General features: G+C 74.4%; 13 protein-coding genes and 1 rRNA gene. 6 read left to right on the forward strand and 8 right to left on the reverse strand.

Features of this window, described 5'->3' with window-relative positions:
* Window positions 1–6: 6 nt before the first annotated feature.
* The gene (locus ACIQI7_RS35410; RefSeq protein WP_387756842.1) at window positions 7–759 is read right to left on the reverse strand and encodes a response regulator; all 753 of its coding nucleotides are present in this window, start codon (window positions 757–759) and stop codon (window positions 7–9) included.
* A 202-nt stretch (window positions 760–961) separates the two neighbouring features.
* On the reverse strand, window positions 962–1,657 hold the full coding sequence (gene hpf / locus ACIQI7_RS35415) for a ribosome hibernation-promoting factor, HPF/YfiA family (RefSeq protein WP_401118054.1): 696 nt from the start codon (window positions 1,655–1,657) through the stop codon (window positions 962–964).
* A gap of 369 nt (window positions 1,658–2,026) precedes the next feature.
* On the opposite strand from hpf, the gene ACIQI7_RS35420 reads away from it, so the two are divergent.
* Entirely contained in the window at window positions 2,027–2,764 is a 738-nt protein-coding gene (locus ACIQI7_RS35420) for a ComF family protein (RefSeq protein WP_401118056.1), read from the forward strand.
* Between the two features lie 43 nt (window positions 2,765–2,807).
* Here ACIQI7_RS35420 and ACIQI7_RS35425 read toward each other — a convergent pair whose 3' ends face one another.
* The 3 genes from ACIQI7_RS35425 to mtrA are packed head-to-tail and all read right to left on the reverse strand — an operon-like array spanning window position 2,808 to window position 7,420.
* Window positions 2,808–4,667 carry an LpqB family beta-propeller domain-containing protein gene (locus ACIQI7_RS35425; RefSeq protein ID WP_401118058.1) on the reverse strand — a complete coding sequence of 620 codons (1,860 nt, stop codon included), beginning with the start codon at window positions 4,665–4,667 and terminating at the stop codon, window positions 2,808–2,810.
* Complete coding sequence (gene mtrB / locus ACIQI7_RS35430) at window positions 4,642–6,741, reverse strand: MtrAB system histidine kinase MtrB (RefSeq protein WP_401118060.1); 2,100 nt, start codon at window positions 6,739–6,741, stop codon at window positions 4,642–4,644. Before mtrB ends, ACIQI7_RS35425 begins: the two co-directional genes overlap by 26 nt.
* Window position 6,742: 1 nt before the next feature.
* A complete protein-coding gene (gene mtrA, locus ACIQI7_RS35435; protein WP_030247322.1) occupies window positions 6,743–7,420 on the reverse strand; it encodes an MtrAB system response regulator MtrA in 678 nt (225 codons plus the stop codon).
* 297 nt (window positions 7,421–7,717) lie between these two features.
* Here mtrA and ACIQI7_RS35440 point away from each other — a divergent pair, with 297 nt between their 5' ends.
* The 5 genes from ACIQI7_RS35440 (at window position 7,718) to ACIQI7_RS35460 (ending at window position 13,267) form a co-directional block, all read left to right on the forward strand.
* Window positions 7,718–8,881 (forward strand): hypothetical protein, encoded by a 1,164-nt coding sequence (locus ACIQI7_RS35440; RefSeq protein ID WP_401118062.1) that lies wholly within the window; start codon window positions 7,718–7,720, stop codon window positions 8,879–8,881.
* Window positions 8,882–8,886: 5 nt separating this feature from the next.
* Window positions 8,887–9,588, forward strand: a complete 702-nt coding sequence (locus ACIQI7_RS35445; RefSeq protein ID WP_401118064.1) for a DUF4129 domain-containing protein — start codon at window positions 8,887–8,889, stop codon at window positions 9,586–9,588.
* On the forward strand, window positions 9,585–10,823 hold the full coding sequence (locus ACIQI7_RS35450) for a DUF4350 domain-containing protein (protein ID WP_401118066.1): 1,239 nt from the start codon (window positions 9,585–9,587) through the stop codon (window positions 10,821–10,823). Before ACIQI7_RS35445 ends, ACIQI7_RS35450 begins: the two co-directional genes overlap by 4 nt.
* Entirely contained in the window at window positions 10,820–11,830 is a 1,011-nt protein-coding gene (locus tag ACIQI7_RS35455; RefSeq protein ID WP_401118068.1) for an AAA family ATPase, read from the forward strand. Before ACIQI7_RS35450 ends, ACIQI7_RS35455 begins: the two co-directional genes overlap by 4 nt.
* Window positions 11,831–11,956: 126 nt before the next feature.
* Window positions 11,957–13,267 carry a DUF58 domain-containing protein gene (locus ACIQI7_RS35460; protein ID WP_401118070.1) on the forward strand — a complete coding sequence of 437 codons (1,311 nt, stop codon included), beginning with the start codon at window positions 11,957–11,959 and terminating at the stop codon, window positions 13,265–13,267.
* Window positions 13,268–13,276: 9 nt separating this feature from the next.
* Here ACIQI7_RS35460 and ACIQI7_RS35465 read toward each other — a convergent pair whose 3' ends face one another.
* The 3 genes from ACIQI7_RS35465 to rrf form a co-directional block, all read right to left on the reverse strand.
* The gene (locus ACIQI7_RS35465) at window positions 13,277–14,434 is read right to left on the reverse strand and encodes an RNA polymerase sigma factor (RefSeq protein WP_401118072.1); all 1,158 of its coding nucleotides are present in this window, start codon (window positions 14,432–14,434) and stop codon (window positions 13,277–13,279) included.
* A gap of 9 nt (window positions 14,435–14,443) precedes the next feature.
* Window positions 14,444–14,851: a YciI family protein gene (locus ACIQI7_RS35470; RefSeq protein ID WP_401118074.1), complete on the reverse strand. Its 408-nt coding sequence runs from the start codon at window positions 14,849–14,851 to the stop codon at window positions 14,444–14,446.
* Window positions 14,852–15,033: 182 nt separating this feature from the next.
* Window positions 15,034–15,150: ribosomal RNA gene (gene rrf, locus ACIQI7_RS35475) — 5S ribosomal RNA — on the reverse strand.
* Between the last annotated feature and the right edge of the window lie 135 nt (window positions 15,151–15,285).

Below are 15,285 nucleotides of genomic sequence, written 5' to 3' on the forward strand. Positions count from 1 at the left end.
TAAGACTCAGCCTATTTCGAGGATCTTCTCGCGCATCGCGTACACCACGGCCTCCATCCGGGAGTGCAGCTGGAGCTTCTCCAGGATGTTGCGCACGTGGTTCTTCACGGTGTTCTCGCTGATGAACAGCTCCTTGGCGATCTCCCGGTTGTTCATCCCGGTCGCCACCAGCTTGAGCACCTCCAGTTCCCGGTCGGTGAGCCGGGGCGCGGGCACCAGGTCCCGGTCGTCGGAGCGGCGCTGGATCATCGACTTGAACTCGGTGAGCAGCTTGGAGGCCATCGACGGGCTGATCTGGGACTGCCCGTCGGCGACCGCGCGGATCGCGGTGGCGACCTCGTCGGTGGAGATCTCCTTGAGCAGGTAGCCGGTGGCCCCCGCCTTGATCGCCTCGTAGAGGTCGGCCTCCTCGTCGCTTATCGTCAACATGATGATCTTGGTGCTGGGCGCCACGTCCTTGATCGCCGTGCAGGCCTCGATCCCGCTGCGGCGCGGCATCCGGACATCCATGAGGATGATGTCGGGCAGCAGGTCGGCGGCCTTCAGCACGGCCTCGGCGCCGTCCCCCGCCTCGCCGACGACCTTGATGTCCGGCTCCTCCGCGAGGACGATCTCCAGCCCCCGGCGGAACAGCGCGTGGTCGTCCACCACCAACACGCGGATCGGCTCACCCCGGTGCGGCTCGTACGCGGGCTCGTCCTCCGCCCCCAACGGCAGCCCGGGCCCTGCCCCGGGCCCCAGCCCGAAGTGATCCCCCATCCGCTCCTCCCCCTTCGCGGGTCGTCGTACGCCAATCATTCCACGCTCCGACCCCGCCACGGTCACCCTCCGATGCCGATTCCCCCGCATCGGGTGACCCCTCGCCCGGGACGCGACGCGTTCGAACCGCCCCTCCCCCGAACGCCGGTGACCCCGGCGGCCACGGGCCGCCGGGGTCACCCCTCCATCGCTGCTCGGACGGTCAGTCCTCGTCGTCGGCCCCGCCGATCGCGCCGCCCGCCCCGCCGCCCGGCCCGGCCGCGAGGTCGGTCTGCAGGTGGATGACGCCGTAGTGGTAGCCGTGCCGGCGGTAGACCACGCTCGGCAGGCCGCTGTCCTTCTCCACGAAGAGGTAGAAGTCGTGGCCGACCAGCTCCATCTCGTAGAGCGCCTGGTCCAGCGCCATGGGGGCGGCCGGGTGCGTCTTCTCCCGGACCACCAGCGGGCCTTCGCCCTCCACTTCCAGGGATCCCATCATGGTCTTGCGGACGGCGCCGTTCGTCTCGTCCTCGGGCGCCGTCGTGTCCGGCAGCGCGGCCAGGGCCGCGGTCGCCTCGGCGACGCTGATCGGGGTGCGGCCGTTCGCGCCGCCCTTGTGCACCCGACGCCGGTCCGCGGACTTGCGCAGCTGCGCGTCGAGCTTCGCCGAAGCCAGGTCGAGCGCCGCGTACGGGTCGCCGGCGGCGGCTTCGGCCCGGATCACGGGGCCGCGGCTGCGGAGAGTGATCTCCACCCGATCGGACCGGTCGGCCTGCCGCGGGTTGTGCTCCTTGGACACCTCGACGTCGAGGCTGATGGCCTTGGCGTCGAACTTCTGGACCTTCTCCAGCTTCTCGGCCACGTGCTCGCGGAACCTCTTGGGCACCTCGGTCTTGCGGCCCTTGACGACGATGTCCACGCAGAACTCCGATCCCTCGTGCTGACGCCGATCCGGGTGCTACCGGACCGGACTGAGACCCAGCTGGACCAGCCCATCCACTGCCGGCCCCCCGCCCCCGCCGCCAGCGGCGGGAAACGACTGGCCCTCACCTCACTTCCTCCCCACCAGGGACGGTTGAAACCCCCTGGGCCTTATCGAACACCTCACACGGGTTTTTCGCCTCCTCAGGCGATAAGGAGGGTATGACCCGATACTGCGGCCGGGCGGTCAAGCTGGTGCACCCTGTCTACCCTCTCGCGAGTGAAGTAAGGGTAAATACCTGGACAACGCCCCCCATACGGCGCATCCTTTGCTGACTCTCCGTGCCTGCCGCCGCCAGGAGCAGCCGTGCCGCCGCCCCTCTCCCCCGCCCCTCCGCCCTCCGCCCAGGGGTCGTTCGGCCACGCACTGGCCGGCCTGCTGGACGTCCTGCTGCCCGCCGACTGCGCGGGCTGCGGCAGCGAACGCACCCAGCTCTGCCCGGCCTGCCGGCACGTGCTGGCCACCGCCCGGCCGGCCCCCACCCCGCTGCCCTGGGCGCACGCCGCCGCGCCGTACACCGGTCCGGTCCGGCAGCTGCTGCTCGCCCACAAGGAGCGCGGCGCGCTGCGGCTGGCCGGGCCGCTCGGCGAGGCCCTCGGCCGGGCGGTGCGCTCCGCCCTGGGGGCGCGGGCCGGGGCGGCCCCGCTGCTGCTGGTCCCGATGCCCTCGGCGCGCTCGGCCGTCCGCGCCCGCGGGCACGATCCCACGCTGCGGCTGGCCGGGGCGGCCGCCCGCTCGCTGCGCCGGGCCGGCCTGGACGTCCGGGCCGCACCGCTGCTGCGGCACGCCCGGCCGGTGGTCGACCAGACCGGGCTGAACGCGGCCGAGCGGCGCCGCAACCTGCACGGCGCGCTCACCGTGCTGCCGCGCGCCCGCACCGGGCGGGCGGGCCTCGCGGGCCTGGCGGGCCGTCACCCGGTGCTGGTGGACGACCTGGTGACCACCGGGGCCAGCCTCGCCGAGGCCGCCCGGGCACTGGCCGACGCCGGCCTGCCGGCCCGGGCCGGCGCCACGGTCGCGGCCACGGTGCACCCGGCCCACTGAGCCCGGCGCGCGCCGACCCACCGGGCCGTCAACCGGCCGCCGGTCAGCCCGGGTAGAAGAACGAGCGGGGCTTGTCGATCAACTGGGCTTCCCGCCACTGGTTGTTGAGCAGCCGGTAGACCTTGGTGTCCGACACCGCGAGCACCGGCGGCGCCTGGGTCAGCACGTCCCCGCGGGACTCCGAGGCGGAGACGGTCCGCATGCTCTCGCCGATCCCCAGCCGGGTGTCCGAGCTCTGCGAGCCGTCGGTGCTGATGTAGTGCAGCTGCTGGGTCCGGTCGACCTCCTTGCCGAGCACCAGCAGCTGATCGGTCTCCACCCAGGACACCGAGGCGACGTCGGTGATGGTGGGGGCCGCCCGGCGGATCCCGGTGATCTTCGCGGTCGGCGCCTCCTTGGTGCCGCCGTGCACCACCAGGCCGAACACCAGCGAGCTGGTGGCCACGCCCGGGGTCTTGACCACCAGGGCGACCCGGGCGCCGTCCGAGGCGATCTTGAGCGACTCCACGGTCTGCCCGGTCAGCCCCTCGACCGGCACGGTGTACGACTTGTTGCCGCGCACCATCACCACCCGCGGGTTCTGCTTGCCGCGGTCCACCACCCAGAGGTCGCCGCGGCCGTCCCAGCTGGGCGAGGCGAAGCCGTCGTCCTTGTCGCCGCCCTTGGCCGGTGCGCTGAGCACCGGCTCGCCCATGCTCGCCGTGCTGTCCGACAGCGGCACCGAGAAGACCTGGCGGCCGTCCCCGCTGACCGCGGCGGCCCAGCCGCCGTCCCGGCTGACGGCGACGGTGCCCAGCGGCGGGGTGCCGTTCGGCTGCGGCTTGCCGAGGGGGCCGCGGACCGGGTCGCCGGTGCGCCCCTCGTCGATCTTCATGAGCACGCCGTTGTCGGCGCGCTGGTAGTACTGCTGGGTGGAGGCGCTCCCGGCCAGCGACCCGGGCCCGGTGGCCGGTCCGTCGTTACGGCTGGCCGTGCAGGTGCCGTGCCGCCCCTTCAGCTCCAGGCGGTCGAGCCCCTTGCCCTGGTCGGCGAGGGTGTAGAAGAGCTGGGTCGCCATCCGCCGGCAGCCCGTCGGCTCGCCGGCGTCCGCCCCGCCGAGCCGCACGTGGGCGCCCCGGTTGTCGTCGATGCCGACCTCCTCGACCGTGGTGCCGGACGGGAAAGCCGTGCCGACCACCGGCGAGAGCCAGGTGGACGGGCCCTGGACGAGCGCCCGGGCGGCCGAGGCGAGCGGGTCTATCCGGCGCCGCAGGTAGATCGGGTCGGCGACCAGCACCTCCTGGCCGGTGTTCCCGGCGACCGCCGAGGACGGGTCCGGCGCGGTGTAGAAGAACCGCTCGACCTGCCGGAAGCTGTTCCGGAAGTTGGTCTCGTTCATGATCACGCCGGGCGGCAGCTTGTCGATCCGCCACTCGCCGCCCTCCCGGACGAAGGTGAAGTCGGAGGAGACGTTGTTCTGCCCGGCCACCAGCAGGTACGAGTGCCGCTCGTCGACGGTGGCGACCAGCTGCCCGGTCACCGTCGCGGAGACCACGGTGTCCGTGTCGGTGACGTCCTGGCCGGCCGTGGTGGCGGTGGCGGTGAGCACCTGGGTCCCGGCGTCCGGGTTCCAGGTGGCGGCGGCGCTCTCGGTGAGGTACTTGCGCGCGGTGTCGTACCCCTCGTCGGCGGTCACCGCGTCCAGGAACCCGGTCAGCAGCTCGCGCGGCTTGGCGCCCCGGCCGGGCGCCATCGGGTAGACCCGGGCCTGCAGGTTCTTGTCGGCCGAGCCCTGGGACAGCTCCACCTTGGTGATGCCGCCGGAATCCGGCATGGCCGCGCAGCCGCTCGCCACCAGGGCGCCGAGCAGCCCGCCGACCGCCGCGAGGAGCCGCGGCTCAGTCCTGTTGCTCGTCCTTCGCACGCTGCGGCCCCTCCGCCGTCGTCCCACCCGTCACGTCCGGCTCCGCCGTCCGCTGTGCCACCGACGGCCGTCCCGGCGTCGGGTCCACCATGACCTGGGCGCCGGTGGTCCCGTACCCGGCGGCCGTCCACACGTCCGAGGGGTCCGCACGCGGCCCCTCGGGCAGCCGGCGCCGGCCCAGCCCGGGGCCGATGTTCAGCACTCCGCCGAGCCCGCTGCCGAGGCCGTTGCCCACGGCCTCCGGCGTCTCCGCCTGGTCGTCGACGGCGGCCGTCGCCGTCGCGCCGGCCGGGCTGATCGCCCGCCGGTACGGCGTGCCCTGCGCGCCCAGGCCCCGGTTGTTCCGGGAGTCCTCCGGCTCCAGCCGGAACGGCGCCCGGGTGATCTCGCCGCCGCGGGTGCGCGGCAGGGTCAGCCGGAAGTGCGAGCCGCCGCCGGGCTCGCCCCAGGCCTGGAGCCAGCCGCCGTGCAGATGGGCGTCCTCGACCGCGATGGACAGGCCGAGGCCGGTGCCGCCGGTGGTCCGCACCCGGGACGGGTCGGCCCGCCAGAAGCGGTGGAACACCCGGGACGCCTCACCCGGCTTGAGGCCGATGCCGTAGTCGCGCACGCCGACCGCGACGGCGCCGTCCGCGGAGCCCAGCCGGACCACCACGTCGCGGCCCTCGCCGTGCTCCAGCGCGTTGACCACCAGGTTGCGCAGGATGCGCTCGATCCGGCGGGAGTCCACCTCGGCGAGCACCGGCTCGCCGTCGCCGCGGATCAGCACGGCGCTGCCCTTGGCCTCGGCGAGCGGCTCGGCGGCCTCCACCACGCGGGCGACGATCTCGCGCAGGTCGACCGGCTCGGCGTCCAGGATCGCGGCGCCGGCGTCGAAGCGGCTGATCTCCAGCAGGTCGGCGAGCAGCGACTCGAAGCGGTCCAGCTGGCCCTGGAGCAGCTCCGCCGAGCGGGCCGCCATCGGGTCCAGGTCCTCGCGGCTGTCGTAGATGAGGTCGGCGGCCATCCGGACCGTGGTCAGCGGGGTGCGCAGCTCGTGCGAGACGTCCGAGACGAAGCGGCGCTGCACCCGGGACAGCTCCTCCAGCTGGCGGATCTGCGCCTGGAGGGCGTTGGCCATCCGGTTGAAGGACTCCCCGAGGCGGGCGATGTCGTCCGTCCCGGTGACCTTCATCCGCTCTTCCAGGTGCCCGTCGGCGAGCCGCTCGGAGATCCCGGCGGCCATCCGGACCGGGGTGACCACCTGGCGCACCACGACCCAGGCGATGCCGCCCATCAGGATCACCACGAACACGCCGGCGGTCGCCAGGGTGCCGGTGACCAGGTTGAGGGTGTCGGTCTCCTGCCCGAAGGAGAAGACGTAGAACAGCTGGTAGCTCTTGTCGGCCGGGCCCATGAACTGCATGCCGAGGGCCAGCCCGGGCTCGGACTTCCCGCTGCTCCCGGGCGAGCGGTGGATCCGGGTCGGCTGGTCGAACATCTGGTTGGGCTCGGCGAGCAGCTTGGCCCGCAGCGAGTCGGGGATGCTGCTGGGCTGGATGTCGCCCGAGTAGCGCGGCGCGAAGCCGGCGGTGTCCGGGACGACGGCGCCGGTGCCGGGGGCCATCGCGATCACCGAGTAGACGGTCTGCCCGCTCCCGGCCAGGTCGTTGACCTGCCGCAGCAGCCAGGTGCCGGTCTCGTCGAGGGTCGGGTCCGCGGTGCCCCGCAGTTTCTGGTCCCGGGCCTCGTCGATCTTCTTCTGCTCGACCTGGAAGCCGATCCTGGCCTGCGCCCGGGCGGCGTCCATCTTGGTGTCGAGCAGGCCGTTGCGCACCTGGGCCACCACGACCACGCCGAGCACCAGGACGACGGCGATGGACGCCAGCAGCGACACCGCGACCACGCGCAGCTGGATCGACCGGCGGTACAGCGCGGCCGTCCGGTGCACGGGGCGGCGCAGCTGACGCTTCACCAGCGCGACCACGCCGGAAGGGCGCCGGCGGCGGGTCGTCGAGCTGAGCACGTCGCCGCGCACGGCCCCGGCCCCGTCGGTCGCGGTACCCGACGGGGTGTCGTCTGCCCGGTCCGTCACGTCAGCTGGGTCCGGCCTTGTAGCCGACGCCGCGGACGGTCACCACGATCTCGGGGCGCTCCGGGTCCTTCTCGATCTTGGAGCGCAGGCGCTGCACGTGGACGTTGACCAGACGGGTGTCCGCCGCGTGGCGGTAGCCCCAGACCTGCTCCAGCAGCACCTCGCGGGTGAACACCTGCCAGGGCTTGCGGGCCAGCGCGACCAGCAGGTCGAACTCCAGCGGGGTCAGCGGGATGCCCCGCCCGTCCCGCTTCACGGAGTGGCCGGCCACGTCGATCACCAGGTCGCCGATGGTCAGCTGCTCGGGCGTGGGCTCCTCGGCGCGGCGCAGCCGGGCACGCACCCGGGCCACCAGCTCCTTGGGCTTGAACGGCTTGGTGACGTAGTCGTCGGCACCCGACTCCAGGCCCACCACGACGTCGACCGTGTCGGTCTTCGCGGTCAGCATGACGATCGGGATGCCGGACTCCGCCCGGATCTGCCGGCACACGTCGATGCCGTCCCGGCCGGGCAGCATCAGGTCGAGGAGGACCAGGTCGGGCTTGGTCTCCCGGAACGCGGCTAGCGCCCTGTCCCCATCCGCGACGAAAAACGGCTCAAAACCCTCACCACGCAGCACGATGCCGAGCATCTCGGCCAGTGCGGAGTCGTCATCAACGACGAGGACGCGTCCCTTCATGCGTCCATCTTCTCATTACCGGATTGTGACCTGCCGCACAGCAGTGCCATTGCTCCAGAACGGCCAACTCCCCCACCGGTGCATTCCGGCCATACCGGGCGAATACCCCCGCCGGGAACACCTCCGGACCCCCTCCCGCCCCACCGCTGACCACCACCCGCCCCGCCGCGGACGCCCGTTGCCGATCAGCAACCGGATCGCGCTGGGGCCGGTTTCCGGCCCATGGCACGATGGGCGCTGCGCGCGGGCGGAAGATCCGTTCGCAGTCGCGCCCGTGACGCCCTCCGAGGAGCAGTGATGACCGACACCCCGGGCTGGGCCTCGCCCAGCTCGTCCGAGCCGCCCCGCGACGACGCCCGGCCCCCGGCCGACGCGACCGCCGCCGCGCCCGGGCCGTCGGCACCACCGCAGGCCGCCCCGGGCTGGACCGGTCCGGCCGGCGCCCCCCGCGGCGGACAGCAGTGGGGACAGCCCTCCGGCGGGCACCGCCCGTACGGCTGGGGCGCCCCCGCGAGCCCCAAGCCCGGCGTCATCCCCCTGCGGCCGCTGAACACCGGCGAACTGCTGGACGGTGCCGTCACCACCGTCCGCCGGAACTGGCGCACCGTGCTCGCCCTCTCGCTCGGCCTCGCCGTGCTCTCCCAGGCCGGCACCGTCCTGGTCAACCTGATGGTCAAGGGCAGGACCGGCGAGGCCACCCAGGTCCTGCGGCTGCTGGCCGGCCTGCCGCTGGACCTGCTGCTCAACGTCTTCGCCACCGCGCTGCTCACCATCGTGGTCAGCCGCGCCGTCCTCGGCCGGTCGGCGACCGCCGGGGAGGCCTGGCGCGACGCCCGCCCCCGGCTGCTGCAGCTGCTCGGCCTGACCCTGATCACCGCCCTGATGGGCCCCGGGGTCGTGCTGCTCGGCTTCGTCCCGCTGCTCGGCTACGAGGCCGGCGGCGCGGGCTCACCCGCGATCAAGGGCCTGCTGGCGCTGGTCGCCCTGCTGATCGTGCCGGTCGCCGTCTGGCTGTGGATCCGCTTCAGCCTCGCCGCCCCCGCCCTGATGCTGGAGAAGCAGGGCGTGCTGACGGCGCTGTCGCGCGCGCGGCGCCTGGCCCGCGGCGCCTGGTGGCGGATCCTCGGCATCACCCTGCTGGGCCACGTGCTGGCGCTCGTCGTCGCGCTGGTCATCGCCGTCCCGGCCCAGTTCATCGGCCTGGCACTGGGCTTCGAGAGCCTCGACGGCCAGGGCCTGCCCGACTCCGCCGACCGGGGCGTCGCCATGCTGCTCCTGCTGGCGGTCGCCGGGATCATCGCCGGCACCTTCACCACCCCGTTCATCGCCGCCGTCGGCGTGCTGGTCTACATCGACCAGCGGATCCGCCGCGAGGCCCTGGACATCGAGCTCGCCCGCGCGGCCGGCCTGCCCGAGCACGGCGGCACCGGGCCGGGCGACCCGACCGCGGCGAGGCGCTGAGCCGGATGTCTGACTGGGGGGACAGGCTCCTCGCCGCAGGCGGAGCACCGGTCACCGTGCCACGTGACCCGGCACGCGACGCCGCCCGCGACGAGCTGCTCGACGCGGAGTACCACAAGCACGACCCGTCCGTGCTGCAGCGGATCACGGACTGGTTCTACGACCGCATCGCCGGCGCGCTCGACAGCATCTCCGGCGACGGCACCACCGGCACCACCGGACTGGTCCTCTTCGTCATCGTCGCGGTGCTGATCGGCGCCGCGCTCTGGTGGCGCCTCGGCGCACCCCGCCGCGCCGCCCGCACCGTCCAGGACGTGTACGGCGCCGAAGGCCCGCGCAGCGCCGACCAGTACCGCGCGGACGCCGCCGGGCACGCCGCCGCCGGACGCTGGACCGAGGCCGTCCGCGAGCAGATGCGCGCCCTGGTGCGCAGCCTGGAGGAACGCACCCTGCTCGACACCCGCCCCGGCCGCACCGCCGACGAGGCCGCCGCCGAGGCCGGCCGGGCCCTGCCCGAGCACGCCGCCGCCCTGGCCGCGGCCGCCCGGACCTTCGACGACATCGCGTACGGCGAGCGCACCGCCGACCACGACGCCTACCGGCTGCTGCACGAACTCGACCGGACGCTGGAGCGCACCCGCCCGGTCCTCGCGCCCGACGCCGCCGAAGCCCCCGTCCCGGCCCCGACCCCGGGAGGAGCGGCATGACCGGTACCGTCCCCGCGACCCCGCCCGACGCCGGGGCGCCCACCCCCGCGACCGCGCCCGCCGTCCCGACCAGCCTCGCCCCCACCACGCGCGGCCTGTGGCGCCGGGCCCGCTGGTACCTGGCCGTCCTCGCCGCCCTGCTGATCGGCGCCGCCGCCGTCTCCGCGCTCGGCCAGGACCGCCGCTACCCGGCGCTCGACCCGCGCTCGTACGACCGCGACGGCACCCACGCCGTCGTCGCCCTGCTCGAACGCCAGGGCCTGAAGACCGGGTTCGGCACCGACCCGGCCGCCGCCCCGGACGGCCCGGACACCCTCGTGCTGCCCGAACCCGACCTGCTCAGCCCCGACCAGCTGCGCGCCGTCGCCGCCGCCCGGCACCGCCGGCTGGTGCTGGTCGCCCCCGGCCCGGCCGCGCTCACCGCGCTCGCCCCCGGCATCCGGCTGTCCGACGACGCGGGCGGGCTGCCGTACGCCGCCGTCCGCTCCACCACGGCGGAGTGCTCGCTCACCGAGGCCGTCCGGGCCGGCAGCGCCCAGCAGGGCGGCATGCTCTACACCAGCGGCAGCCGCGGCCAGGGCTGCTACCCGCGCGGCCACGGCTACCCGCTGGTCAGCCTCCCGGTCGGCGACGGGGACCGCGACGTCATCGTGCTCGGCAGCGGCGCCTTCCTGCACAACGGCGAGCTGGCCAAGGACGGCAACGCCTCCCTGGCGCTCGGCCTGCTCGGCTCGCAGCCCCGCCTCAGCTGGCACCTGCCCGACTACTCCGTCCCGGCCCCCGAGGGCGCCCGCACCAAGACCTTCGGCGACTACCTGCCGAGCGGCTGGCACTGGGCCGGCTACCAGCTCGCCGTCGCCGCCGTGCTCGCCGCCCTCTGGCGCGGACGCCGGCTCGGCCCGGTGGTCAGCGAGAACCTGCCGGTGGTGGTCCGCGCCGCCGAGACCACCGAGGGCCGCGCCCGGCTCTACCGGCGGGCCAGGGCCCGCGGCCGCGCCGCCGAGGCGCTGCGCGGCGCCACCGCCCACCGCCTCGCCCCCGCCCTGGGCGTCCCGCTCCAGGCAGGCGCCCCCGACCCCGACGCGCTCTGCGTCGCCGTGGCCGGCCGACTGCCCGAACGGCCCACCGGGGACGTCCGGGCCCTGCTGTACGGCCCGCCCCCCACCGACGACGCCGCACTGCTGCGGCTCGCCGACGACCTCGACGCCCTCGAAAGGCAGGTACGGAACCCGTGACCGACCAGGCAACCGCCCAGCTCCGCCCCGTCCCCGGCACGGCACCCGCTACCCCCGCCACCGACCCGCGCACCGCGCTCACCGCCCTGCGCGCCGAGATCGGCAAGGCCGTGGTCGGCCAGGACGCCGCCGTCACCGGCCTGGTCGTCGCCCTGCTCTGCGGCGGCCACGTGCTGCTGGAGGGCGTCCCCGGCGTCGCCAAGACCCTGCTGGTGCGCACCCTCTCCACCGCCCTGAGCCTGGAGACCAAGCGCATCCAGTTCACCCCCGACCTGATGCCCGGCGACGTCACCGGCTCGCTCGTCTACGACGCCCGCACCGCCGAGTTCTCCTTCCAGCCCGGCCCGGTCTTCACCAACCTGCTGCTCGCCGACGAGATCAACCGCACCCCGCCGAAGACCCAGGCGGCCCTGCTGGAGGCCATGGAGGAGCACCAGGTCACCGTGGACGGCGAGCCGCGCGCGCTGCCCGTCCCGTTCCTGGTCGCCGCGACCCAGAACCCGGTCGAGTACGAGGGCACCTACCCGCTGCCCGAGGCCCAGCTGGACCGCTTCCTGCTCAAGCTGATCCTGCCGCTGCCCGACCGCGACCAGGAGTTCCAGGTGCTCTCCCGGCACGCCGCCGGCTTCGACCCGCGCGACCTCGGCGCGGCCGGCGTCCGCCCGGTCGCCGGGCCCGAGCACCTGGCCGCCGCCCGCGAGCAGATCGCCGGGCTGACCGTCGCCCCCGAGGTCCTCGCCTACATCGTCGACCTCTGCCGGGCCACCCGGCAGTCCCCGTCGCTGTCGATCGGCGTCTCCCCCCGCGGCGCCACCGCCCTGCTGGCCGCCTCCCGGGCCTGGGCCTGGCTGGCCGGCCGCGACTACGTCACCCCGGACGACGTCAAGGCGCTGGCCCTGCCCACCCTGCGGCACCGGGTCGCGCTGCGCGCCGAGGCGGAGATGGAGGGCGTCACCGCCGACTCCGTCATCCAGGCCGTCCTCGCCCAGACGCCCGCTCCCCGCTGACCCGGCACACCGCACCGTCACCCGCACCGCACCGCCCCCGTTCGGCCCTCCGGCCCACGGGCTTCCGACCCACCGGTCCCCGACTCACGGGTCTCCGACTCACGGGCTTCCGAAGGAGCGCACCGCATGGCCCTCACCGGGCGAACCGCCCTGCTCGCCGCACTCGGCGCGCTCGTCGTGGGCCTGCTGCTGCCGTCCCGGACCGGGATCGGCCTGGTCACCGGCGCGGTGCTGGTCGCCGTCGCGGTCGACCTGGTGCTCGCCGCCCCGGTCCGCGGCCTGCGGTTCGTGCGCGGCGGCGACACCACCGTCCGGCTCGGCGAACCCGCCACGGTCGAGCTGACCGTCACCAACCCGTCCGGCCGACCGCTCCGGGGCCTGGTCCGCGACGCCTGGGCCCCGTCCGCCTGGCGCCCCGGCACCGCCGAGACCGCCTCCCGCCACACCCTGGCCCTCCCCGGCGGCGAGCGGCGCCGGATCACCACCGTGCTCACCCCCACCCGCCGCGGCGACCACCACGCCCACCGGGTGACGGTCCGCTCCCTCGGCCCGCTCGGCCTGGCCGGCCGCCAGGGCTCCCACCTCGTCCCCTGGACGGTCCGCGCACTGCCCCCGTTCGCCAGCCGCAAGCACCTGCCCTCCCGACTCGCCCGGCTGCGCGAACTCGACGGCCGCACCTCGGTCCTGACCCGCGGCCAGGGCACCGAGTTCGACTCCCTGCGTGAGTACCTGCCCGGCGACGACGTCCGCTCCATCGACTGGCGCGCCAGCGCCCGCCGGAACACCGTCGCCGTCCGCACCTGGCGCCCCGAACGCGACCGGCACATCCTCGTCGTCCTCGACACCGGCCGCACCTCGGCCGGCCGGGTCGGCGACGCGCCCCGCCTGGACGCCGCCCTCGACGCCGCGCTGCTGCTCACCGCCCTCGCCACCCGGGCCGGCGACCGGGTCGACCTGCTCGCCCACGACTCCCGCAAGCGGGTCGCGGTGGCCGGCAGCTCGGCCCACGAGGTGCTGCCCGCCTTCACCCACGCGATGGCGGGCCTGGAACCCGCGCTGCACGAGACCGACATGCGCTCGCTGGTCGCCACGGCGCTCAAGATGGCGCCGCAGCGCTCGCTGATCGTGCTGCTCACCGGCCTCGACGCGGCCCCGGTCGAGGACGGCCTGCGCCCGCTGCTGCCGATGCTCACGAAGCGCCACGAGGTCGTCCTCGCCTCGGTCGCCGACCCGCGGCTGGACGTCCTCGCCGCCGGGCGGGGCACCGTGGAGGCGGTCTACGGCGCGGCGGCCGCGGAGCAGACCCGGGCCGACCGCCGGGCCACCGCCGAGCGCCTCACCCGCCACGGCGTCACCGTCCTGGACGCCCCGCCGGCCCGGATCGCCCCCGCCCTGGCCGACACCTACCTGGCACTGAAGGCGGCCGGCCGGCTCTGAACCGAGGCGTCACGTCGGCCGACGGTCCTTCAGCAACGTGTTGAGCCGGGCGGCCTGACGGGTCAGGTGGTCGCGCTCGGCGAGGTTCGGCGCCCGGTGCGCCGCCTGCGCGTACAGCCGGGCCGCCGCCACCAGGTCCCCGTCACGCTCGTGGAGGTACGCCGCCACCGCGGCGTACCTGGGCAAGGTGTCGTCCAGCTCCGCGAGCGCCGCCAGCCCGGCGCGCGGACCGTCGGCCTCGCCGACCGCCACCGCCCGGTTCAGCCGCACCACCGGGCTCCCGGTCAGCCGGACGAGCTCGTCGTACCACTCGACGATCTGCGTCCAGTCCGTCTCCTCGGCGGTGGGAGCGTCGGCGTGCAGCGCCGCGACGGCCGCCTGCGCCTGGAACTCCCCCAGCCGGTCCCGGGCCAGGGCCGCCTGGAGGATCCCGATGCCCTCGGCGATCATCCCGGTGTCCCACCGACCGCGGTCCTGCTCGGCCAGCGGCACCAGCGCGCCGTCCGGCCCGGTCCGGCCGGCCCGCCGGGCGTGGTGCAGCAGCATCAGGGCCAGCAGCCCCGCCACCTCGGGGTGGTCGATCACCGCCGCGAGCTGCCGGGTCAGCCGGACGGCCTCCGCCGCCAGGTCGACGTCACCGGAGTAGCCCTCGTTGAAGACCAGGTAGAGCACCCGGAGCACGGTGGCGACGTCCCCCGGCTGATCGAACCGGACGGCCGAGACGGTGCGCTTGGCCCGGCTGATCCGCTGCGCCATGGTCGCCTCGGGCACCAGGTAGGCCCGGGCGATCTGGCGGGTGGTCAGCCCGCCCACCGCGCGCAGGGTCAGCGCGACCGCCGACGAGGGCGTCAACGACGGGTGGGCGCACAGGAAGTAGAGCTGGAGCGTGTCATCCACGGCGGCCACGGGCCCCGGCTCCGGCTCCTGGTCGGCCACGTCCTCCCGGCGCCGGCGGGCGGCGTCCGACCGGGTCGCGTCCAGGAACTTGCGCCAGGCCACGGTGATCAGCCAGCCCTTGGGATCGCGTGGCTGGTCGACCGGCCAGACCCGGATCGCCTCGACCAGCGCCTCCTGAACGGCGTCCTCGGCCGCCGCGAAGTCTGCTCCGCGGCGGACGAGGACGCCGATGACGCTCGGCGTGAGGCTCCTCAGCAGGGCCTCGTTCATCGGAGAGGTCTACTCCGTGACGGTCGGCGGCATCGCCAGGAACGGCCGCAGCTCCAGCCACTCGTGGATCGGCTTCCCCCCGGCGCCGGGGGCCGCCGACAGCTCCCCGGCCAGCTCGACGGCGCGCTCGTAGCTGTCGACGTCGATCACCATCCAGCCGGCGATCAGGTCCTTGGTCTCGGCGAACGGACCGTCGGTGACCGGCGGACGCCCCTCACCGTCGTACCGGACCCACGTCCCCTCCGGCGCGAGCGCCTGGCCGTCGACGAACTCGCCGGTCTTCTCCAGCCGGGCCGCGAACTCCTGCATGTACGCGATGTGCGCCGTGACCTCCTCCGGCGTCCACTGGTCCATCGGCACGCAGTTGACCGCTTCCGGGGCGCCCCGGTAGTGCTTCAGCAGCAGGTACTTGGCCATCGTCTTCTCCTCGGAGCCTGGTGCGACCCATTGTGGCCGCGTCCACCCCGGGGACGACGCCGGTCACGGGTTCTCGACACGACTGACCAAGATTTTTTCGGGCAACCCTCCGGGGACGCACCGGCCCGGAAACGCGAAGAACCCCCACCCGGGTCCCGGATGGGGGTTCTTCAGCAATGATTGTTCGGCGGCGTCCTACTCTCCCACAGGGTCCCCCCTGCAGTACCATCGGCGCTGTAAGACTTAGCTTCCGGGTTCGGAATGTAACCGGGCGTTTCCCTCACGCTATGACCACCGAAACACTATGAAACTGTCAACCGCACCAACCACGCTGGGTTGGGGTCGTTGTTTCAGAACAACACAGTGGACGCGAGCAACTGAGGACAAGCCCTCGGCCTATTAGTACCGGTCAACTCCACCCCTCACAGGGCTTC

The organism is Kitasatospora sp. NPDC092039 (genome assembly GCF_044756065.1).
In the GTDB taxonomy this organism is placed as follows: Bacteria; Actinomycetota; Actinomycetes; order Streptomycetales; family Streptomycetaceae; genus Kitasatospora.